This window comes from Peribacillus saganii (genome assembly GCF_003429095.1).
Classification (GTDB): domain Bacteria; phylum Bacillota; class Bacilli; order Bacillales; family DSM-1321; genus Peribacillus; species Peribacillus saganii.
This window is the reverse complement of sequence record NZ_QVTE01000016.1, coordinates 172,913-195,367: the sequence shown is the minus strand read 5'-3', so window position 1 is coordinate 195,367 and position 22,455 is coordinate 172,913. Positions and strand designations below refer to the sequence as shown.

At 41.8% G+C, this 22,455-nt stretch carries 22 protein-coding genes and 2 pseudogenes; 4 read left to right on the top strand and 20 right to left on the bottom strand.

Going from position 1 to position 22,455, the window contains the following annotated elements:
• Positions 1-190 precede the first annotated feature (190 nt).
• Both D0469_RS07615 and D0469_RS07610 read right to left on the bottom strand, forming a co-directional pair.
• Complete coding sequence (locus D0469_RS07615) at positions 191-1,546, bottom strand: amino acid permease (protein ID WP_117326026.1); 1,356 nt, start codon at positions 1,544-1,546, stop codon at positions 191-193.
• A gap of 106 nt (positions 1,547-1,652) precedes the next feature.
• The gene (locus tag D0469_RS07610) at positions 1,653-2,150 is read right to left on the bottom strand and encodes a metallophosphoesterase family protein (protein ID WP_117326025.1); all 498 of its coding nucleotides are present in this window, start codon (positions 2,148-2,150) and stop codon (positions 1,653-1,655) included.
• 100 nt (positions 2,151-2,250) lie between these two features.
• Between D0469_RS07610 and D0469_RS07605 the strand changes: the two genes are divergently transcribed.
• On the top strand, positions 2,251-2,547 hold the full coding sequence (locus D0469_RS07605) for a DUF6509 family protein (RefSeq protein WP_117326024.1): 297 nt from the start codon (positions 2,251-2,253) through the stop codon (positions 2,545-2,547).
• Between the two features lie 336 nt (positions 2,548-2,883).
• Positions 2,884-3,957: a DUF3900 domain-containing protein gene (locus D0469_RS07600; protein ID WP_117326023.1), complete on the top strand. Its 1,074-nt coding sequence runs from the start codon at positions 2,884-2,886 to the stop codon at positions 3,955-3,957.
• Positions 3,958-4,193: 236 nt separating this feature from the next.
• On the opposite strand, the gene D0469_RS07595 is transcribed toward D0469_RS07600, so the two are convergent.
• Both D0469_RS07595 and D0469_RS07590 read right to left on the bottom strand, forming a co-directional pair.
• Entirely contained in the window at positions 4,194-4,481 is a 288-nt protein-coding gene (locus D0469_RS07595; protein ID WP_117326022.1) for a hypothetical protein, read from the bottom strand.
• Between the two features lie 103 nt (positions 4,482-4,584).
• Positions 4,585-4,785 (bottom strand): hypothetical protein, encoded by a 201-nt coding sequence (locus D0469_RS07590; RefSeq protein WP_117326021.1) that lies wholly within the window; start codon positions 4,783-4,785, stop codon positions 4,585-4,587.
• Positions 4,786-5,027: 242 nt separating this feature from the next.
• On the opposite strand from D0469_RS07590, the gene D0469_RS21325 reads away from it, so the two are divergent.
• A complete protein-coding gene (locus tag D0469_RS21325) occupies positions 5,028-5,165 on the top strand; it encodes a hypothetical protein (protein ID WP_199478409.1) in 138 nt (45 codons plus the stop codon).
• A 621-nt stretch (positions 5,166-5,786) separates the two neighbouring features.
• Positions 5,787-7,742 carry an acetate--CoA ligase gene (locus D0469_RS07585; protein ID WP_117326020.1) on the top strand — a complete coding sequence of 652 codons (1,956 nt, stop codon included), beginning with the start codon at positions 5,787-5,789 and terminating at the stop codon, positions 7,740-7,742.
• Between the two features lie 82 nt (positions 7,743-7,824).
• Here D0469_RS07585 and D0469_RS07580 read toward each other — a convergent pair whose 3' ends face one another.
• The 16 genes and pseudogenes from D0469_RS07580 to D0469_RS07510 form a co-directional block, all read right to left on the bottom strand.
• Positions 7,825-8,466: a LysM peptidoglycan-binding domain-containing protein gene (locus tag D0469_RS07580; RefSeq protein ID WP_117326019.1), complete on the bottom strand. Its 642-nt coding sequence runs from the start codon at positions 8,464-8,466 to the stop codon at positions 7,825-7,827.
• A 732-nt stretch (positions 8,467-9,198) separates the two neighbouring features.
• Positions 9,199-10,029 carry an ammonia-dependent NAD(+) synthetase gene (nadE, locus tag D0469_RS07575; protein WP_117326018.1) on the bottom strand — a complete coding sequence of 277 codons (831 nt, stop codon included), beginning with the start codon at positions 10,027-10,029 and terminating at the stop codon, positions 9,199-9,201.
• Positions 10,030-10,092: 63 nt separating this feature from the next.
• Positions 10,093-11,553 (bottom strand): nicotinate phosphoribosyltransferase, encoded by a 1,461-nt coding sequence (locus D0469_RS07570; RefSeq protein WP_117326017.1) that lies wholly within the window; start codon positions 11,551-11,553, stop codon positions 10,093-10,095.
• A gap of 45 nt (positions 11,554-11,598) precedes the next feature.
• Positions 11,599-12,150 (bottom strand): cysteine hydrolase family protein, encoded by a 552-nt coding sequence (locus D0469_RS07565; protein ID WP_117326016.1) that lies wholly within the window; start codon positions 12,148-12,150, stop codon positions 11,599-11,601.
• A 192-nt stretch (positions 12,151-12,342) separates the two neighbouring features.
• Positions 12,343-13,872, bottom strand: a complete 1,530-nt coding sequence (locus D0469_RS07560; RefSeq protein ID WP_117326015.1) for an acyl-CoA carboxylase subunit beta — start codon at positions 13,870-13,872, stop codon at positions 12,343-12,345.
• Positions 13,873-13,892: 20 nt separating this feature from the next.
• Complete coding sequence (locus D0469_RS07555; RefSeq protein WP_117326014.1) at positions 13,893-14,675, bottom strand: enoyl-CoA hydratase; 783 nt, start codon at positions 14,673-14,675, stop codon at positions 13,893-13,895.
• A gap of 143 nt (positions 14,676-14,818) precedes the next feature.
• Positions 14,819-15,118 (bottom strand): annotated as a pseudogene (locus D0469_RS07550) (hypothetical protein); the annotation flags it as partial.
• Positions 15,096-15,308, bottom strand: coding sequence for an acetyl-CoA carboxylase biotin carboxyl carrier protein subunit (locus tag D0469_RS07545; RefSeq protein WP_117326013.1), 213 nt, complete (start codon positions 15,306-15,308; stop codon positions 15,096-15,098). The gene D0469_RS07545 and the pseudogene D0469_RS07550, both read right to left, overlap by 23 nt.
• An 18-nt stretch (positions 15,309-15,326) precedes the next feature.
• A complete protein-coding gene (locus tag D0469_RS07540; RefSeq protein ID WP_117326012.1) occupies positions 15,327-16,682 on the bottom strand; it encodes an acetyl-CoA carboxylase biotin carboxylase subunit in 1,356 nt (451 codons plus the stop codon).
• A gap of 12 nt (positions 16,683-16,694) precedes the next feature.
• Positions 16,695-17,047, bottom strand: a pseudogene (locus tag D0469_RS21555) (AMP-binding enzyme); the annotation flags it as partial.
• 195 nt (positions 17,048-17,242) lie between these two features.
• Positions 17,243-18,385 (bottom strand): acyl-CoA dehydrogenase, encoded by a 1,143-nt coding sequence (locus D0469_RS07535; protein WP_117326011.1) that lies wholly within the window; start codon positions 18,383-18,385, stop codon positions 17,243-17,245.
• Positions 18,386-18,443: 58 nt separating this feature from the next.
• On the bottom strand, positions 18,444-19,145 hold the full coding sequence (locus D0469_RS07530) for a TetR/AcrR family transcriptional regulator (protein ID WP_233522979.1): 702 nt from the start codon (positions 19,143-19,145) through the stop codon (positions 18,444-18,446).
• Positions 19,146-19,189: 44 nt separating this feature from the next.
• A complete protein-coding gene (locus tag D0469_RS07525) occupies positions 19,190-19,603 on the bottom strand; it encodes a PH domain-containing protein (protein WP_117326010.1) in 414 nt (137 codons plus the stop codon).
• 381 nt (positions 19,604-19,984) lie between these two features.
• Positions 19,985-20,464, bottom strand: a complete 480-nt coding sequence (locus tag D0469_RS07520) for a staygreen family protein (protein ID WP_117326009.1) — start codon at positions 20,462-20,464, stop codon at positions 19,985-19,987.
• Between the two features lie 80 nt (positions 20,465-20,544).
• The gene (locus D0469_RS07515; protein ID WP_117326008.1) at positions 20,545-21,300 is read right to left on the bottom strand and encodes a hypothetical protein; all 756 of its coding nucleotides are present in this window, start codon (positions 21,298-21,300) and stop codon (positions 20,545-20,547) included.
• Positions 21,301-21,401: 101 nt separating this feature from the next.
• Positions 21,402-22,445: a cytochrome d ubiquinol oxidase subunit II gene (locus D0469_RS07510; protein WP_117326007.1), complete on the bottom strand. Its 1,044-nt coding sequence runs from the start codon at positions 22,443-22,445 to the stop codon at positions 21,402-21,404.
• Between the last annotated feature and the right edge of the window lie 10 nt (positions 22,446-22,455).

The following is a 22,455-nucleotide window of genomic DNA, read 5'->3' as shown; positions in this document are numbered from 1 at the left end:
AAGTGCCATCGCAACCTTGTGTTGCGATCAAGTGCCATCGCAACCTGGTCATAAGCTAATCGCTTCGGAAGGCAAAAAGCGCCTTCTGTCAGCGCTTGTCGGAGGCCCAAAGGATGTGGGTCAGAACGGCATTGCCACAGGACGTGGCGATCTTAGCCATTCTTCCTCCACTCAGGGCGCTTTCGCTTTTCTATGATTGCTGCTGTCCTGTCTCACTGCTTTTCCATTTTCGTTTCATAATTAAAGTGGCTGCACCTATAACTGCAAGAAATGCTAGGCTTATGAAAAATCCCGGACGGCTGGCACGTTCCACAAGAGTTCCACTAACTGCGGCTAAGATCAGCACGATTCCCGCAATCCGTTTTACCTGATCAAACCCTTTAATCTTCATCAGCCTTGCAAATGTAAATAATATGAACAGCCAGGTATACAGCAGCATCAATCCAGCAGCCGTAGTGATATGTTCAAAGAGATTTTTGGGCAATAGCAGCGCTAATACTATAGAAGTTATTAAACCTGAAGCGGTAATGATCAAAGCAGGAAAAGGGATTTTCCTTTTTGTTGCCTTTTTCGCAAACACCTTTGGAGCATCTCCGTCTTCAGCAAGATTCACTAACATATCCGTAACTGAATACAAGGAAGCCGACATAGTCGAGAAACCCGCAATGATCAGAATTCCATTGAATACGTGAGGAACAAACGGAAGATTATAGCCGTCAAGTGCCGTAACAAAGGGACTTTCGTTTTCCTGGAACATATTCCAAGATACTAAAAGCACAGCCAATCCGATGGATAAAACATAGATTACCGCCAGAATAGAGAGCATAACCTTTCCAGCCTTAGGCCCATCATCTGGATTTTTCAATTTGGTTGCCATTAAAGCCATTATTTCGATTCCGCCAAATGTGTAAAATGCATATATCATAGCAGCCCATAAACCTTTTAACCCATTTGGAAATATCATATCAAAGCTGGCTGGCACCGTAGGATGCTTTCTGCTCCCATCAATAAAATGAAATACAGCCAGAGCTGCAATGACGATAAACATAAGAATTCCCAATATCTTTATCACTGCCATGATATTTTCAACTTTCTCAAAAGCATTTAAGCCGATCATAACAACCAATAGTCCGAGAATTGCATAGACTGCTGCAAAAATCCATAATGGGATGTCCGGAAACCAAAAGCGAGTAAATAAACCTAAAGCAGTCAGCTGGCTGCCCATGATTAGAACTTCCGCACTCCAATAAACCCAGCCATTACTAAACCCCGCCCAATGGCCATAAGCCTCTTTTGCATAAGCACAAAACGACCCCTTCACAGGATGGTCAGCATTCATGCGAGCAAGGGCATCATACACCACATATGTACCCAGGGCCGCCAACAAAAATGCCAACAACACCGCTGGTCCCGCTTTCTTAATCGCAATCCCTGAACCAAGAAAATAACCCGTTCCAATGATACAGCCTACTCCAATTAAAGACAGCTGCCACCACTTCAGGTTTCCTTTTTGGGGTTCGCAAGGACTGCTTGTTTTTTTAGCCATGAAATCCCCGCCTTTTTCACACTATTTGAATATAGTTTTTGAAAAAAGGAGAAAGTTATGTACAGCAGTATTTATTGGCAAAAAAGGCGTAAAGCTACGGGCCACCTCAATCCTTTCTGTCGAAAAAAATGTGTTCAGCTTTTAATTCCTCCCCTATTGTTATCACACCATAGGAATAAAGTGGCTGCTTCCGTTTGTCTGTAGGTGAACCCGGGTTGAACAGCAATGTATCTTCTTTATATGTTAAGACAGGTATATGTGAATGGCCATAAATGATTGCATCTGGTTTTTCATTTTCAAACGCAGCCAGAGCCCTCTTTTCTGTTGTAAGCTTTTTGCCATGGCCATGGACTATCCCAATTTTAAACCCATGGACTTTGACAAGCTTTTTTTCAGGGACAAGCTCTTTAATATCAGGGCCATCAACATTCCCTGACACACCTTCCAGCTGGCCATATTGCTGGAGTCCATAATACACATCAGCTGTCTGCCAATCACCGGCATGAATGATGAGGTCAGCTCCTTGCAGGCCTTTACGCAGTGCTGCTGGAAGTTTCTTTGACATCCTTGGCATATGGGTATCCGAAAGTACAATAATTTTCATGGAAACAGTCCCTCCTGGCTGTCTAAAACTTTATGAATTTTAACTTAACAGGTATAATCGAATAACTGCATACTAAAAAAATAGAAAGAAGGCGATTGGGATGCTTTCCATAACAGGCCATGAACTCGAACTAATTAATGACCCGTTTGGCATTTTGCCGGGTAACCGTTTTGAATTCTTGATTGATCTTGATGTACCCGAAGATGATGAGCTTTATTCCGAAAATGGAGTTTATTTAAAAGTAATATACGTCCTTGAGGACGATAAAGCTTATATCGCAAAGTATGATTTTTATGAAAATGAAACTGAAAAATATATAGATTTAGAGCTAGAGGAAGATGAAGAAGAACAGGTAAATGCATACTGCCGTGATAATTTAATTCCAAAAAATGAATAAAAGAGAGAAGAAACCCTGTTATATGTAGCAGGGTTTCTCTGTTTAAGGGGTTTTCGTTTTTAGACCGAAAGCGGATTGAGGGTTGATCACGGCCTTTTAATACATTTCTCACGGCATTGTGTGCCGTTTTCACTGATCTTACGGAAATGTGGCACATTGTCGCTGAATTTATTTCATTCTCACGGAATTGTGACCGTTTTTAACGGAATTAATTTCATTCTCACAGGACTGTAGCACGTTGCCCTAGCACTATCTTTGTGCTTCCCCTCAGATTGACGAATGTTCAGCCATTTTTTATACTTGTGAAAGCGAAAATTTAGAAACAAGGTGAATAGCATGGATTTTGATATTAAGTTCCTGTCCTTTTACGTCGTGCATGTGGAAGGAAAAGGAGAACAGGCTGATAAGCGGTTTAAGCATTTCCAGACTCTCGACGCAGCAGGGTATGAAGAAAGCCCCCTCAAGGAATTTCTCGACGGAGAACTGATGAAAATTGCAAAACGCAAGGTTGACCGCCACCCTAAAGCTGAACAGGTACCGACGAAAATCGGCCATTTTATTGTTGAAGAGGGACATAATCTTGATTCAAATCCCAACTACAATTTATTCAATCGGGTCCGTTTTGCAGAGACAATGGAAAGCTTTCAGGCCGAGAACGAAAAATTTGTAATCTCGTATATTGATACCAGCGCAGTTCGTGGAGGGGTCTTTCTCGTGGCTTCTGCAAAACTGAGCAAATATTTCGATGAACCTTTTGTATTTATCATGAAATGCGATTTTGAACCTAAAGTCGCTTCCATTGCAGATGAATCAAGCCTAATACGGAATGTAGAGATGGCGATTACGACAAAAAACATGAAGTCAATTCAATTTCCTTTCATGCCCGAGGAAGGAATGATCGAGGACAACGAATTAAAAATTCATCAGGCATCCCATGCCCGCTATTTTGAAGATTTCCTTAAATTTGTTGAGTATGGTGAATCCATGCCGGAAATCTTAAGATCTCAAGTCATGACTATGGTTCAGGAGCATGTGTTTGAAGAATTTGATGAAAGCAGCGAGGAACGTCAGCAATTTGAACAGGCCATGGAAATTTGGGAAGCCAGCCCAAAACGGGAAATTCAGGAGAGGCTTACTACCCATCAAGTAATGGAAGCTTCCGCCCAAATTATAGAGCATACTCCAGAAGTGGAATTGAAAATGAAAGTTGGACATGTATCGGTTAGCGGTCTGCTTGCAGATTTTGGTGATACGATCCATCTTTCCAAAATTAATGGCCGGTATGTCCTTCTAATTGAAGCTGAAACAATCAGCTTTGAAAAAGGAGTTTCTCCTATTGAATTTCATAAGCCGGATGAGCTTCATGAAGTTATTGAAAAGATTCATAAAAAGAGTTTTCGAGAATACTAACATTTTTAGAGCAGTCTTAAACGAATGCTATAGAAAAAAAGGTAAAATATTCCTAATTCTTTGAAATTCCTAATACAATTCTGTTTAGACAGTAAGGATATTCTCTTTACTGTCTTTTATTTATTAGCGCATTTTAAAACAAAAAAGAACAGTACTTAAACTGTTCCAATGCAAACCATTAAAATTATCTAATTATATGGATATTACAAAGTTTTTATACGGGCATAAGAATGCCTTTAAGACTTTACATCAACATCATATTTTTTATTTAGTTTTTCTGCTAAAATCCCCAAAAATTCTATAACAGTCATTTTTTCTACTTCTTGAGTATACCAAGCAAGTTGAGCTCCTTTATTCTGACCATCATACTTTACTTTTAAAGGCATAAATCCTTTCATTAATGAACTTTCTGTATAATCAAACAAGATTATTAAGTCCTTACCTTCAGGGGTCTCAAGTTTCACTTTATACCTTGGATGGGCATATTCTGGCATATATTTTGTGCCTTTTATTTTACTTAACATATTTTCTCCTCCATTACTGTACTTGTCTTTTCCCAACCATTTCTTCATATTAAATGCTTTATCCGAGAAAATATAGCACTCGTATGGATGCCTAATGTTCAATCTATTCTTTTCCTACCGTTTTAATACCAATAATCATTTGAGTGGTGTGGTTTTTTGAAAATACAATATCGTCCGCTAGCGGATTCAGGAATTCAATCTCTACATTTTTATCTGGATACTTATCCTCGTATCCCTGCTGAATCTGCTCAATTTTGTTATCTAATTCTTTTTGGTTATTTGCGAAAATCATCTTTTCGTCCAAGTTAACACACCTTCCTCTTAATATCATTCGACAAAAAATGATATTATCCTTCTAATATTAGCATATATGGCTTGTAATATCCTATTTATCCTTGTTTTCCCTTAAAAAGATTGATTTTACTGAACAAGATGTCTTAAAAACACTATTCTGAATAAATAGCACGATCCCAGTTAAAAACATAAACATAATAACAGCTTTAATTACATATTATGATAATTCCACATAAAAGGAGGTAAATTTTAATGGAAGAAATTAAACTTTTTCCTTGGATATTAAATGGGATTTTGGGAATAGTTTTTATTTTAACTTTAGTGATAGTAGCAAGAAAACCTAAAGATCTAAATGAAAAGGGACGTAAAAGATCTCAAACCCGAATATAGTATCATTTAAAAGAAGTACAGGAAGGAACCTCCTAGGCTTTTTACTCATAGTATGGAGGTATACTATTTTCTTATAAAATGAAGTTGAAAGGATGCATTAAGTGATTATTTGTAACCTCTGTGGTGAGTTTTCTACTGATGAAAAAACAAGTTATTTGAATACCGACCCGATATGTCATGATTGTCATGATTGGATAGGGTTTCAGTTACGTCCGAAAGATGGTAAAGATATTAACGGAAATTGAATAATACCCAGTGATTTGGGAAATGATATGCATGAGAAAGGATTAAACCATTCGTTCATGATTACTTTATCCTTTCTTTCCCCCTTCTGGGCATCTCATTTGAGGTGCTATTTTTATGTTGAAGACGCGATTGTGAGTGTAAGCCTCCTGCCCTTTCCCATCCTTATCTCTACGGTTGGCAGCTTTTTTATCCCCTTACTTATGCAATTAATAAACAGCTATGGGTTCAGTTTATTCATCAAATATATCACATGTTTGGTTATTCCACCTTTAACTTTTTTCAGTGAACATGTTCCAAGAAAACAAAATTTTCTTTCAATGAACCTTTGCGATATAATAAAGATATCTAATATTTTGAATTGTTCGGAGGGTTTCTATGGGAAAGGCTGATGCAATATGGTTTCCTCAAGAAGAGTACATAAAGAATACAAGGCTATATCAATGGATGACCAAACTTGGATTTTCTGATTATGACACTTTCTATGAAAAATCAATCGAGAATATTGGATGGTTTTGGGATGAAGCTGTTAAAGAGCTGAAAATATCCTGGAAAAAGGATTACCAAAAATCGCTCGATTTGTCGAATGGCCTTAAGTACCCCGGTTGGTTTTCTGGCGGCAGGATGAATATTGTCCATAACGCTGTTGAAAAATGGGCAAAAGCTGAAAATACTAATAGTAAACCTGCCTTGATATGGGAAGGCGATAACGGCGAGGAAAAGACCTTTTCATTTACAGAACTTGACCGTGAGGTCAACAGGGCAGCTGCCGGACTTTCTGGAATAGGTGTAAAACCTGGGGATGTAGTAACTATCTATATGCCAATGATTCCTGAAACATTGATTGCCATGCTTGCAGTGGCCAAGATTGGCGCTATTTTCTCGCCAGCCTTTTCAGGGTATGGAGCAGAAGCGGTATCAACAAGGATAAACGCTGCACAGGCAAAGGTGATGATTACAGCAGACGGTTTCTACCGCCGGGGCAAGAATGTCTCAATGAAAGAAGAAGCTGACCGTGCTGTTATGCAGTCACCTTCTATCGAAAAGGTAGTAGTCGTCCGGCGAACAGGTGGAGATATTCCATGGGACAATAAAAGGGATATCGATTGGGATTCCGCAACTAAAAATGAAAGCACTTACAAAACTGCTGATACAGATGCTAGCGATCCTTTCATGCTGATTTATACTTCAGGCACTACTGGAAAACCGAAGGGGGCGGTACATACACATGCGGGCTTTCCAATTAAAGCTGCATTTGATGCCGCAATTTGCATGGATGTCAAAAAAGGCGACACCCTCTTCTGGTATACGGATATGGGCTGGATGATGGGACCTTTTCTTGTTTTTGGAGGTTTGGTAAATGGTGCATCCGTGTTAATGTTCGAAGGAACTCCTGATTTTCCTGACCCGGGCAGGCTTTGGGAAATCGTCAGCAAGCACTCTGTCACTCATCTCGGAATTTCGCCAACCCTCATCCGCAGCTTGATGAAACATGATACAGACTGGGTTAACAAACACGATTTATCGTCCCTCCGGGCAATCGGATCAACAGGCGAGCCATGGAATCCGGAACCGTGGATGTGGCTGTTTGAAAAGGTTGGAAAAAGCAGGATTCCTATCATTAACTATTCAGGCGGAACCGAAATATCCGGCGGGATCCTTGGCAATGTTTTAGTAAAACCCATTACACCAATCACATTTAATTCACCAATTCCAGGCATGGATGTCCATGTCTATAATGAAAATGGCGACCCTGTAACAAATCAAGTAGGTGAACTCGTTATTTCAAAGCCTTGGGTAGGTATGACAAATGGATTTTGGAAAGAAAACGAGCGGTATGAAAATACTTATTGGAGCCGCTGGCCAGATACTTGGGTACATGGCGATTGGGTAATCAGGGATGATGCAGGCTATTGGACGATCACAGGCCGTTCGGATGATATTTTAAATGTTGCCGGGAAACGACTGGGCCCTGCTGAAATGGAATCGGCTCTTGTGGAGCATGATTCCGTGATTGAGGCAGCCACTATTGGTGTTCCGGATGCCGAAAAGGGTGAGGCTGCGGTTTGCTTTGCCGTATTAAAACCTGGTATCCAGAATGACGATGCGCTAAAGGCGGAGCTGTATCAGCTTGTCGCAAAGCATTTAGGAAAAGCCCTGACCCCAAAAGATATTTTATTTGTTGAAGAGCTGCCGAAAACAAGAAATGGCAAAGTAATGAGGCGTGTTATTAAATCAGCTTATCTTAATCAGGATTGCGGTGACATTTCATCCCTTGAAAATCCAAAAACAGTGGAAGCCATCCGCCTATTTTGGGAAGGAACGAAATCATAATTGCAATGCCCGGAGTAATTACATGACAATAGAACAAAACCAGCCCGCGGAAAATTGTCACTTCACCGCGGGCTATCTTTAACTATTGAACTGTATAGGTGATAATTTCATTATTAGCTTTTTTATATGTGAGTTTCACCTTTTTGCCTTTTAAACCCTGAAAGACTTCCCCGCTCCTGTTTGGGACCCTGAAAACCTGATATTCTGAATCCACCTTAAATTCGACGGAATTGGCGTCCGCTGCTCCTACTATAATCGCAATTGTCTCTCCAAGGGTTTGTATCTTCAGCTTCTGGCCAGCTTTTATAGAATTTTTCGTTAATTTATTTTCCTGCTTTAAAGCTTTAATAGTCGAACCGAATCGTTCAGCTATGCTATAAAGTGTGTCTCCCTTAACAACGGTGTAGGTGGCACCAGGCATGGACTTGTTATTCAAGGCAGGTTGACCCGCTGATTTTTTACTTTCTGGCAGCTGTATCAATTCACCCGCTGCAAGGAAATTATTTTTCTTATTGTTGAGAGCCATAAGCTCACTGGCTGGATAACCCGCGGCTTTACTGATCCGGTCCCATGTATCTCCCTTTTTCACTGTGTACGTTTCGCTGGCAAATGCCTGTCCAGTGAACAAAAACTGGCAAAGCAATATTCCGCCTATAGTTCTAGCCACGAATCTAATTGGTGTTTTTGGGTTACGGTTCTTTATTTGGTTTGACTGTGCTATCATGTAACGCACCCCCGAAGATAATTTCAATAAGATAACAGCCCTATAAGTGTAATAGTATTCACAAACATAGTTAGTAAAACCCTTTTATCTGTATACCCCGTTTAAAGGTTATCCACTCGGTTTTTTCATTTTTTTACTAAAATCTTAGCTATGTTGTTGATTTTGGAACTTTGTTGATGTCTAGCTGCTGCGCCCAGCTCCTCGAGGTCGCTAGCCAAACGCTTCGGTAGGAAAAAAGCCCCTTCTGCCAGCGTTTGTCTTATGCTTGCCGGAGACCCACAGACTGTGGGTTAGAACGGCGTTGCCACTGGACGCGGCGACCTAAGCCACTCTTCCTCTACAAGGATGTGCTGACGTCGCCGTTTGGCACAGGACGGAGGTTGAAATGGCCTTAGACCTCAACCCTGCTAGACTTTAGTCAATGACCTTGGCCAGGGCGCTTAAGTTTTTCTAAATTGGAGAAGAAGGTACGAGACTTCTCGAAAATGCAACCGCATTTTCTCGTGCGATGTTTATACGGGGAAGCCAATTCAACGTCCTTAGGGAAACGCGTGTCAATGAAGACCCCTCAGACGCAAGCACCGAGAGGCTCCCGAACCGCCTGCGAAAAAGCGTGTACCTGGAGCGTAAATAAATAGGCAAGTTTAACAGCAAAATCATAAATATTTTTTCATTGTTTTAAAATAAAAACAAGCCGCCAGATAAAATTCTGACAGCTTGCACTTTTGTTATTTATTTCCACCAATTATCATAAACAGAGATAGCTTCATGTCTTTTATGCTCGGTTTTTAAGTACCAACCTTCAAGCTTTTCTGCGTTTTCCGGATTAATGTCTTTTCCTTCCAAATAGTCATCTATTTCTTCATATGAAACTCCAAGTGCAACTTCATCTGGAATTAGCGGTTTATTATCTTCCAAGTCAGCAGTCGGAACTTTTAAATACAGTCGCTCCGGGGCACCAAGATATTTAAGGATTTCTCTCCCCTGGCGTTTGTTCAGACGGTATAACGGAACGAGATCAGCAGCGCCATCACCATGCTTGGTAAAGAAACCGGTAACAGCTTCTGCCGCGTGGTCTGTTCCCAGAACAACCCCTTTATAAATTCCTGCAAGATCATATTGTACCTTCATTCGTTCTCGGGCTTTTACATTGCCTTTAAGGAAGTCGCTCAGGCTCTCGCCAGTGCCTTCTTCAACTGCTTTGACACTGGCATCAACTGCAGGCTTGATATTAACGGTAACAGACTTGCTTGGCTTGATCCAATCAAGGGCAGCTTGTGCATCCTCTTCATCTATTTGCTCACCGTATGGCAGCCTGACAGCTGCGAACAAATATTCATCAGTACCCTTTTCCAGATTCAGCTCGTTAACCGCTGTCTGGGCGATATAACCGCATAGGGTTGAATCCTGTCCGCCCGAGATACCAAGGACCAGGCTTTTTAGAAACGGATATTTTTTCAAATAGCCCTTAAGGAAATCCACACTTCTGCGGAATTCAGTTTCCGGATCAATTGTTGGCTGGACCAATAATTTTTCGATGATTTCTTTTTGTAGTTGCCTCATGAATATTCCCCTGCTTTCTATAAAAAGATTTGAAAGAAATTATGCATGTTTAACAGCCAGCTTTTAAAGGTCCGCAACCTTCTTTCTGATTTCTTCAATTCTTGCCATTTTATTGTCCCAGCATTTCTGGCTTAAGTCGACCGGATATTCCTCCGGATTAAGAGACCTTCTGTATTCAGGCCAAAGCTGAACCAAATTTTCCTGCAAGAATGAGCGAACTTCATTTAGAGATGGCAGTTCGTAAACCAGCCTGCCTTCCTGAAAGATCACTTTATGCAATTCTCGTGCTGTAAAATTAGTCACGAATTTGCTGATATAAGTATGGACAGGATGGAACATTTTCAGGTGGTCTTCTTCTTGAGGATTTTCATCCTCCATCGCGATGTAATCGCCTTCCGCATGGTTATTTATTGAATTAACTATGCGGTACACTCTCTTGAGTCCCGGAGTTGTTACTTTTTCAGGGTTTCCGGAAATTTTTATTGTATCTGCCATATTCCCTTTTTCATCTTCAATTGAAACTAATTTATAAACAGCTCCCAATGCAGCCTGTTCGAATGCTGTTATCAGCTTCGTTCCGATACCCCAGACATCAATTTTGGCTCCTTGAGACTGCAGATTTATGATGGTGTATTCATCTAAGTCATTCGAGGCAATGATCTTCGTTTTCGTAAAACCTGCTTCATCAAGCATTTTTCTTGTTTCCTTGGACAAGTAAGCCAAATCGCCGCTATCAAGGCGAACGCCTATAAAATTGATTTTGTCGCCGAGCTCCTTTGCCACTTTGATGGCATTGGGAACACCCGACTTTAGTGTATCGTATGTATCAACAAGGAACACACAGTCTTTATGGCTGCTTGCATACTCATGGAATGCCCTATATTCGTCTCTGTATGCCTGAACCAGAGAGTGGGCATGTGTTCCGGAAACAGGAATTCCAAATAGTTTACCGGCACGAACATTGCTTGTTGAAGAAAACCCGGCGATATACGCAGCTCTTGTACCCCAAATAGCGGCATCCATTTCATGTGCCCTTCTTGTGCCAAACTCCATTGCCACTGAGTCTCTGATAACTTCTTTAATTCTTGCAGCTTTTGTGGCAATCAGGGTTTGATAATTCACGATATTTAGAAGTGCCGTTTCAATCAGCTGAGCTACCCCAAGCGGTGCCTCGACCCGCATGATCGGCTCATTGCCAAAAACCAATTCACCTTCCTGCATAGAACGCAGTGTTCCAGTAAAGCGGAGGCTGGTTAAATATTCTAAAAAGTCCTCTTCATAGCCGAGTTCTTCACGCAAATAAGAAATGTCGCTCTCTGTGAACCGGAAGTTCTCAAGATAGTGAATGATCTTTTCAAGTCCGGCAAACACTCCGTACCCATTTCCAAAAGGAAGGTGGCGGAAATATAACTCGAAGACTGCTTGTTTATTATGCTTTTTATCATTCCAATAAGTCTGGGCCATATTAATTTGATATAGATCGGTATGCAGCATCAGGCTGTCATCTACATAATGCGAACTCATGATTAAACCTCCAGGTTAAAATAGCTGTTTAAACTACTGCCATTATTATAATACTTTTGCTCCGAGAGATCCTTCGAAGTGTCCTAACGCCCATTCATGCCCATTTGGATTAAAAGAGGCCACAGCATTTTTATGGACAACTATCGAAAAGCCTTTATTATAGGCATCAACTGCGGTATGAAGAACGCAAATATCGGTACAGACTCCAATTAAATGAAGTTCTGAAATGCCCCGCTCCCTTAATTTCAACTCAAGATCCGTACCGGCAAACGCTGAGTAGCGGGTTTTATCCATATAATAAACATTTTCCTTCATTTTATTATCTTCGTAGAGGCTGTCCAATGCCCCGTATAAATCCCTGCCTTTAGTTCCTTTAATATTATGAGGAGGGAAGAGCTGCGTTTCAGGGTGGTATTCATCTTTGGACAAGTGGACATCTACAGCAAATACAACAAAATCCCCGCGATCTATGAACTCCTTTGTCAACCTTGTTATACTTTCCTCTATCTCTTGACCAGGCTTTCCGCAGGTTAAAGCTCCATCTTCGGCAACAAAGTCATATGTATAGTCAATATTGATCATGGCTTTATTGGTCATTGTATTTCTCCTCTCCATTCCTGTGATTCATTGCGTAATTAAGGCTAAAAACCATATTATTTGTGAGATCGTTCACTTATTCTTATTTATAATAATAATATATCCTTTCAAGGAAAATTCAACCATTTGCTCATAAAATTAATGCAAATCAAAAAAAACCCCGCCTTAACAGCAGGGCTGCCATACTAATTTTTAGACCGGGTATACCCCATGCTTTCGTTCTGTAAAGATTTGCATTTTACTCCTGTATGCATCGAACCGGGCAATTAATTCATTTCGTAAATTGTTTGGCTGGACTATTCCATCTACGATCATTTCTGACGCAAGGCGATAAATATCTATATCTTTTTTGTACTCTTCCCTTTTTAACGCTATGAATGTACTGCGTTCCTCAGGCGGCAGTGCGTTAATTTTATTAGCATAAACGGCATTTACAGCTGCTTCCGGGCCCATAACAGCAATAGAAGCAGAAGGAAGCGCCAGGCAGCAATCCGGCTCAAATGCCGGGCCGGCCATCGCATAAAGTCCTGCTCCATAAGCTTTGCGGACAACAACAGATATTTTCGGCACGGTTGCTTCGCTCATAGCAGAAATCATCTTCGCGCCATGGCGGATAATTCCTGCTTGTTCCACTTTGGTCCCGATCATAAAGCCTGGAATATCAGCAAGGAACAGCAGCGGAATGTTGAAGGCATCACAAAGGGCAATAAATTTTGCCGCTTTATCTGCTGAATCATGGAAAAGTACGCCACCCTTGACCTTTGGCTGATTTGCAATGATACCGATGGATTCACCATCCAGCCGGGCTAGCCCAGTAATTAGCTCAGGTGCGAAAAGTTTTTTAATTTCACAAAAGCTATCCTCATCAATTAGCCTGTCAATTAAATCGTACATATTAAATGGTGCGTTTTGGTTTGCAGGAATTAGTTCCTCCATGCTTTTTTCAAATTCTCTTACACTCTTTGAATCAAGAATCGGCGGCTTTTCGCGGAAATTTGCCGGGAAGTAGGACAGATAGCTTCTTGCATAATCAATCGCTTCTTCCTCAGATTTGACCAGTACATCTCCGCACCCTGAAACCGAACAATGCATTTTTGCTCCTCCCATTTGTTCTTCGGTTACTTTTTCACCGATAACCATTTCTGCCATCCTTGGTGATCCAAGATACATGGAAGCATTTCCATCTACCATCACGACGATATCACAGAAAGCTGGGATATAAGCCCCGCCTGCAGCTGATGGACCGAATAATAAGCAGACTTGAGGGACTTTTCCAGATAGTTTCACCTGATTATAAAAAATTCGGCCTGCTCCCCGCCTTCCAGGGAACATCTCAACCTGGTCGGTAATCCGTGCCCCGGCTGAGTCAACAAGATATAGCAATGGCACATTCAATTTTCCGGCTGTTTCCTGGATCCTGATGATTTTTTCAACCGTCCGCGATCCCCAGGAACCTGCTTTTACTGTTGAATCATTCGCCATGACACATACAGTCCTGCCGCCAATTTTGCCGATCCCGGTGACAACCCCGTCTGCTGGAAGGCCATCCTTCATACAATTTGCAAAAAATGCATCTTCAATTTCCACATCATTATCAAACAAATGCTTTAAACGTTCGCGGACAAACAGCTTACCTTTTTCCGCATTTTTTTCATGATATTTAACAGAACCGCCCTTGCTGATTTTCTCTACGGTTTCCACCAGTTTCTCCTGCAATGACATCGTCTTTTTATCCCTCCCTGTTATTTGCCTGTATATACGGGCATTCGTTTTTCCTTAAATGCCTGAAGCCCTTCTTTCCGGTCTTCACTATGAATCGTAGTTTCATAGCACATTTCCTCTATTCTCAAACCGGTAGCCAGGTCTGTTTCCATTCCATTATTGATTGCTTTTTTCGCTGCATAAAGCGCTAAAGGTGCATTTTTAACAATTTCCCGGGCAAGCTCTAGAGCAGCGGGCAGTAATTCATCTGCAGGAACGGTTCTACTTGTGATACATAACTGTTCGGCTTCTTGAGCAGAAATCCTCTTGGCTGTAAAGATCAATGCCTTCGCAGCCGAGACACCGATAAGACGCGGAAGCCGCTGGGTGCCACCAGCTCCAGGTATTATTCCAAGAGAGGTTTCGGTAAGTCCCATCCTCGAATGCTCAGCCGAAATTCTGATGTCGCATGCAAGCGCCAATTCAAGACCACCGCCAAAAGCCGCACCGTTAATGGCTGCTATTACGGGCTGGGGCAGACTCTCAACTCCATTAATTGCATCCCTGATAGCAGCCACAGCCTGCCTGACCTCTGTCTCATTCATCCCGGAACGTTCCTTCAGGTCAGCACCTGCACAAAAAGCCTTATCACCCGCACCTGTAATTATCAAACAGCGAACACTTCCATCATGCCGGAATTTAGCTATTTCAGCTGAAAGTTCGCTTAGCATTTGTTTTGACAAGGCATTTGCTGCTTGAGGACGATTTAAAACCAGAAGTGATATTCCCTCATCATACCGATGAATTTCAATCAACTTATCCATTTATTTCACTCCCTGGGAACTTATGCAAGTTACTAGAAACATTATAAACTGCCATCTGGTGGCTAGGTAAATTCCTTTTTAATTTTTCCTGGAGCAGTAAAGCTGCCTGCATTATTTTTTTCTCATCAATTCCGGTTTGAATATTCTTCAAGCCCTTTCATATTTGGGACAAGTGCTGCATAAATAACATAAGGGTTCCTTGTTATTCCGCCGGCAACCTTCACAGCATCACCGAGCTGAGGTATCATTTTGGATGGACAAATGATGTGATTTCGATATACTGAAGCCCAGTTTTTAGAAAGGGCATTAATCCAGGCAATTTTGTCCTCAGTAGATAAAATCTCTTTTTCATTTTGAAGTCCATTACGCGGTCCCACTTCTTTAAGTTTGATAGAAACTGGCCATTTCCTAGTCCATCCCCTACTCAATAAAGGCGAGTACATCGCCCTCGTTTACAAAATCTCCTTCTGCTACTTTTATCTCCTTTACCGTGCCGTCTTCTTCAGCAGCGATCGGGATTTCCATTTTCATTGATTCCAGGATGATGATGTCCTGTCCGTTCGTAACACTGTCACCCTCAGCCACTATAATTTTCCAAACGCTTCCCGCCATACTTGCTTTTACTTCTGACATACATGCTTCCTCCTTAAACTAAGATGAAATTGTGGATTGCTTATAATGTTTTTCCACAAAATTAGTGGTCGTTTCAGCTTTTTTGAACGCTTCATGAGCGACAACCTTCTGCAGCATTGGAATATTGGTCTTGATTCCGTCTACTTGATAGTCCCCAAGTGCTTTTTCCAGCTTCGTGATTGCTTGTTCCCTATTTTCACCCTTTACCACCAATTTCGCGATCATCGGATCGTAAAAATGTGTAACTGTCGATGTTTCTCCTATCGCCAGCTCATGGCGAACTCCAGTTCCTGATGGCAGCTTGAGCCCGGTGATTTTTCCGGGAGAAGGGTAAAAGGTTACCGGATCTTCCGCATAAATACGCACTTCTATCGCATGTCCGTCAAGAGTTATATCACTCTGGCTAAACCGCAGTTTATCGCCTGAAGCTATCCGGATCTGCTGTTCTACCAAATCCAGCCCCGTTATCTCTTCGGTTACCGGGTGCTCTACCTGAAGCCTGGTATTCATTTCAAGAAAATAGAAGTTTTTCTCGCTATCTACTAAAAATTCAATTGTGCCTGCATTGCTGTAGCCAATTGCCCGCACTGCCCCGACGGCTGCCTCCCCCATCCGGGAACGGGTTGCCTGATCAAGGAATGGGGATGGTGCCTCTTCTACAACTTTTTGATGCCGGCGTTGAATTGAGCAGTCGCGCTCCCATAAATAAACGGCATTTCCTTGCTCGTCGGCCAAAACCTGAATTTCAATATGCCTAGGCTCCTGAATCAGTTTTTCAAGAAACATCGCACCATCTCCGAAAAACATTTGAGCCCGCTTCTGGTTTCCTTCATAAGCTTTCCGCAGTTCTTCTTCATTATGGACAGCCTGCATGCCAATGCCGCCGCCACCTGAAGAGGCTTTTAGCATAATCGGATAACCGATTTCCAATGCGATGTTTGCAGCTTCCTCTACATCCTTCAATGGCCTGCTAATTCCGGGAACAAGTGGAAGGCCCGCAGCTTCCATCGTTTTTCTTGCCTCAACCTTGCTTCCCATGCTTTGAATGACTTCCGGGGAGGGGCCGATAAAAATAAGTCCCTCTTCCTTGCACTTTCTTGCAAATCCGGCATTTTCGCTTAAAAAACCGTATCCCGGGTGGACTGCGTCGCATCCCGCAGATTTGGCAATTTCAAGTATCTTATCAGTATTCAGGTAGCTTTCCTGGACTCGGGGACCTCCAAGCAAATAAGACTCATCTGCTTCTGAAACAAAAGGAGCATCACTGTCAGCCTCCGAATATACAGCGACCGATTTTATGCCCATTCTTTTGCAGGTCCTGATAACTCGGGAAGCAATTTCACCCCGATTGGCAATAAGGATTTTTTCGATCATAATTGACACCACCTATTTCGTTTTTTCAGTTAATAGATCTAACGATTGCACCTTCAGCTTATACTTTTGGATCTTACCTGACGCGGTCATTGGGTACTGATCCGTAAATTCGATATACGTGGTATTTTATGGCGTGATATTTCCCCTTCACAAAACGATTTGATATCCTGCTTGGACAGGCTTGTTCCTTCTTTCGGAATAATCCATGTCATCCTTCTTCACTATATTTCTTATCCGGCACACCGATAATCTGGACATCAAGGACCAAAGGGTGCTAATAAAGGATTCTTTTATTTCCCTCGGATAATCATATCCTTTAGCCTGCCTGTTATTTTGCAGTAGCTGTTTTCATCCATCACAGCAAGTCTCCTGTATGAATTACGACCGCATCCCTATCACCTTAATTAAGGGCTGCTTCTTCCAATAACTTCCTACCGTCAATTGCAATAAATCAGCCATCGATATCCCCCTATTTGAAGTGCTATGCACTTTACTAGTTACAAAAATAGGTGAACGCTATCTTCTGGAATCCTTGTATGTGTGCCTTCCACGGCCTTCCCTTAACAGCCTAGCTGTCTTGCGATTACTAGTCTTTGAATCTCTGAAGTTCCTTCTCCGATTTCCAATAGTTTGGCATCTCTTAAATAGCGCTCCACTTCATATTCACGCATATAGCCGGAGCCCCCGTGGATCTGGATTGCCTGATTGCAGGCACGGAACGCCATTTCAGAGGCAAAAAGCTTTGCATAAGCTGATTCTTTTGTAAAAGGTTTTCTCTGGTCCTTAAGCCAGGCTGCCTTATATACCATGTTTCTTGCCAATTCAATTTCCATCGCCATATCGGCAAGCTTGAACTGGATAGCCTGGAAATTGGAAATCGATTTGCCAAACTGTATGCGTTCCTTGGCAAAAGCGAGTGATCTTTCCAAAGCGGCCTGGGCAAGACCGACAGCCAGTGCTGCTATCGAGATTCGTCCGCCATCAAGCGTATATAAAAATTGTTTGAAGCCTTTTTGAGGATCGCCAAGAAGATTTTCTCTCGGAATTCTGACATCTTCTAAAATGATCTCACATGTATTGGAAGCCCTTACTCCCATTTTTTCATAATTACAGTTAATGGTTACTCCCTTTGCATCAGTAGGAACAATAAATGCTGAGATGATGTTTTTGCCCTTTTCATCTTTTCCGGATACTGCGGTTACTGTGATAGTCCGGGCATAACCGGCGTTTGTGATCCAGCATTTCTCTCCATTTATCACATACTCCTCTCCGTCCAGTACAGCTCTTGTCCTCGTTCCTCCGGCATCTGATCCAGCATTTGGCTCTGTTAAACCAAATGAGGCCAGCGTTTCACCCTTTGCAAGCGGTACAAGGTATTTCTGTTTCTGTTCTTCTGTCCCAAAATAATAGATTGGGCCCGCTCCAAGTGAAACTGCCGCTGCATAACTTAATCCCGTTCCGCCGCATGCCTTGCCAATTTCTTCGACTGCAATAGCATAGGAGATAGTATCGCCGCCAGAACCTCCATATTGTTCAGGGAACGGAATTCCAAGCAATCCCAGCTCCCCCATCTTTTTAAAGACATCCTCTGCAAACTTGGATTTTTCATCCAATTCTTTGGCAACCGGCTTAATTTCTTTTTCGGCAAATTCACTCACCATGTCTTTGATCATCTGCTGTTCTTTTGTTAATGCAAACTCCATTGGTTACCCTCCTGAATGTTTTTTGTAAGCGCATTCATTCATAACCTTACAAACCACCTTAGACCGACTGGTTGGTCTGTCCTGTACAAAATTCATTGTTATTTTTTTTATGGCTGGCTGCTGATTTGGATAAAAAGTAGGCACGATAGGTGCTGGAGCGCTTTTTTTCTTCTGTTAGCAATGACTGGAGCACAAGATCAACATAAATATCGGCAATTTCCTCAATGGTGTACTTTCCTTCCTTTTGGTACCATTTATGCGTCCAATTCACCATGCCAAGAATGCTCATGCCGGTTATTTCTACAGGCAATTCATTTCTGAATTCCCCAGATGCCATTCCTTCCCTCAATACCTGGAACAGAACATTTTTATAGGAATCCCGCTTGACTTTAATTGCTTTTTCATATTGAGGCTTTAAGTACGTGCTTTCCTGGTAAAATACTGTAAGATGCGGTTTATAGAGGTCAAATACTTTTACAAATGATGTAATGATTTTCTGCAGTTGTTCCGTGGGGGTTTGACTAGTTGCGTTTGCTTCCTGAGCTTTCGTTAAAACATATGAAATAAAATAATCATGAATGACAAAAAGAAGCTCATCCTTTGAATGAAAGTGGTGGTAAAAACCACCTTTTGAAGTGCCGCTTTCCCTGACAATGTCGTTTACTGTGACACCGTGAAAGCCGTGTTTTTCGAAGAGTACCAGTGATGTTTCGATGATTCGTTCCTTAAGATCCGTAATATCCCCCTCCCTACACACCAATAATGAAAATCTGTTTTGATTTTAGCAATTCATTCAAAATTTTGTCAATTCTTCAGATTTACCTTAATGTCCGGATTGATTTTCTTTAACTCAGCGGCAAATGCCTCTTTATCCTTAGGTGAAATAATTACGCTATCATACATGTTAAAAACAATTTCTATTCTATCAAAAGAAAGCGCCGGGCTTGAGACTGGGTTGCGTGTTTTATTTAGAGAGCGGATTGTATAGATATCAATCCGTTTTCTTATTGGCCCTGCTGAAACAAGCAGAATGTTATCCGTAATTTCGTAGTACGTTGTCAGCCAAAGCCAGCCGATAAATAGTGCCAAGAGCACTCCAATAACGATGGGCCCCAGGCCTTCTTCGTTAATATCAATAATCCCTGTTATTAGAGCGGCTGTTGCTGTTCCCCAGAGAATGAGTGACAGAATTGGACTTTTTTCAGAGTAAAATCTCATATCTTTTCACCTCAGTTCCTTATCATGCAATTCTCTGCAAGTCACTGGAATTCCTTCTGCAAAATTGGACATTATTCGTTGAAATATTCTAAAGTATGCTTTTTTAATCGGAATGCTGCTGGCCCGTTAAAGAGATTTAAAAGATTCTCCTGAAAAACCAAGCGAAATCCACATAAGCTAATTACATGCACATTATATCACTTTAATAGCAGTTGCTATCAAACTGATAGCCATTTCCTAGGGAGTAGTGTAAATTCTTTTTAAAAGCTAAAGGAGGCAGCAATAAGTGACAATAATACTGAAACTTGAAATAGTTCTTAGCAAAGAGTGATTAAATTAAGCGACAAATCACTCTGGGAAGAAAAAAAGCCCTGCTCTTGGTCAGGGCTTATAACCATGTATGTTTGTCAGCAGATAGTTTCTCGGCGTCCCAAAATGTACAATTTCGTCATATTCCGGCAATCTTGATTCAAAGTGAATATAAATAGGGCTATCCAGCAGCCACGGAAAATGACAGAAAAATAAGGAGTCTCCCTGTGTAATTGCCTGAAGCGCTAAATCCATTTCTTTTCGGAAGATCATATATCTGACCTTAGTGATATTTTCGTCAAATTCTCCCCCGTTCACATAAACCCTGCCTGACAGGATATACTGGCCCATTTTAGGGAGCCATTCAGCTAATATTTCATCACGCAAGGAAGCGTTTATCCGGGAATAATCATACTGGCAGCCAACGCTTAGAAAAAGATCGCCCGTTAAGTCCGAATGAGTTACCGTATATTTGCGGCCATCAACAGGCATACATTCTGTTACCGGCGGAAAATATATCACGGACAGCTTTTCAGGATTAAGCTTTGACATGGCAAGCAAATCTCCCTTCGTCAGGTTTCTTGCCATATCTTATGATAATCGCCCAAAAATGGTTCCAATTTTGCCGGGTTCTATTTAATTTGCTTACTTGATGCACTTACCATCCGCCACTCTCCGTTTTCATAAAACCAAACAGAGGTTATTTCTGCAAGCGCATCAGCGCGATAAGCTCCACTTACCCTCTGGATCCCTTTTAGTCCTTTACCGCTGGGGAGCCTCACAATTTTCATAACAGAATAAAGGTCAACCATCAATTCTGTAGGTTCATTCAGTTTTCCATTGCTATACAAACCTAATCTCGCATAGTCTTTTTTTCTATTCCTCACATCGATCATTACCGGTTTCTGTCCTGCTAAAGCAATAGACGCTTTGTAATCATCCTCAAATTGTGCCGTTGCGGACACGGAGGGCGGGGACGAAAGATTCTTTGCGTTGCCTTCCGCAAAGGAATATACATAGCTGTTTATCGTTCCACCGCTTCCGCCGGTACTGACATTAACAAGGACATCCTTAACCTTATCGCGATTAAAATCTGCGAATTTCATTATTGGCTCATATCCTCCGTCCAGCTGTACTTTTTCTTGCTTCCCATTTTTCTCCTTCACAACAAGATAAATGGTTTTAAAAAAGGAGCTGTTATCTTCGTAAGGAATTCCCATCAGTGACACCTTGTCCCGGCCACGGTCACCTGTCACATCTTTTTTAACCGTTTTGATTAGCACCTCTTTAGACGCCTGCTCATTTGCCGCATTCGCATGCTGAAGCCCAAGGACAGAAATGACAATAATAAACAAATAAGCGCCTATTAGAATCAATCTTTTTTTCATGTATCTTCACCTTTCCTTTCCACAATAGCTCCCCCCTCTTTGCCTTTTTCATCCGGCTGGCACGCTTAATGTAGTACTGAGTGCTGCCATGGAGAGTTTGATCATTTCGTGGTTTGCTTCTGGCGCAGATATTTTTTGTCATGCATAAACATACTCCAAAAATAAACGAAACCTGGAAACAATATGGCAAAGCCAACCACATAGGTTGCAAACACAGCCCTAAACGAAGCCGGGTCTGTAAACCCAGACTGAATCGTTACGTCAGGATACACCATATATGGCAAATGAGCCTTTCCATACACATAGCTGGCTATTAAATATTGGATGCAAACTGCTACAACTGCGAGACGGGGCATCCCTTTTACATCCTTTTTTGTTAATGAAGGCAAAAATAATGCAATCCCGCTAATCACAAAAAAACCAACTGATACAAGCAGCAGCGGCAGATCATCCATCATCCGGTCATAGAGCCATCTGGCTTCCCGCTGCAATGTCAGCATGATTGCGAACGCCATCAGCAGGGATACAGGCCCAAGAATCATAGCATCCCTTCGATAAACCCGGTAGGCGTCCGGTGCATTAGACGTTTTGGAATAATCTGACAAAAGCAAGGAAGACAAAAACAATGTACTGCTTATGGCAAAAGCTACAAATGAGTATTCATTCGGACTGGTAAACAGGCGTTCCATATTAAGGGTATGCCCTTCTCCAACACGTTCCACAAATCCTCCATGAGTTATCGGCAGGACACTTATCAGCAAGCCGGGAATGATAATGCCTGCTATCCCTGAAATATAGGTAAGGGCTTTTTTGTAATCCTCCGCGTTATGGGAAAATACCAAAAAAGCACTTCGGAGAGTAAGCAAAAGCAGGATCGCGCTTCCTGGGATCAATAGAATAGTTCCCAGTGTATACGCGGCCCCCGGAAACATGCTGTATACTGCAACTACCAAAGCGACAATAAAAGTGTTCGTCACTTCCCATGTTGGGGATAAATACCTGTTAGCAATATTTGTTGCCTTCGTTTTTGATTTATTCAGATAAAACATGGACCAAAAACCAGCACCAAAGTCCATGGTTGCCATAACCGAATAGATGAAGACAAATCCCCATAGCACGGTAACGGCTAATAACGCTTCTGACATAGCATGAGAG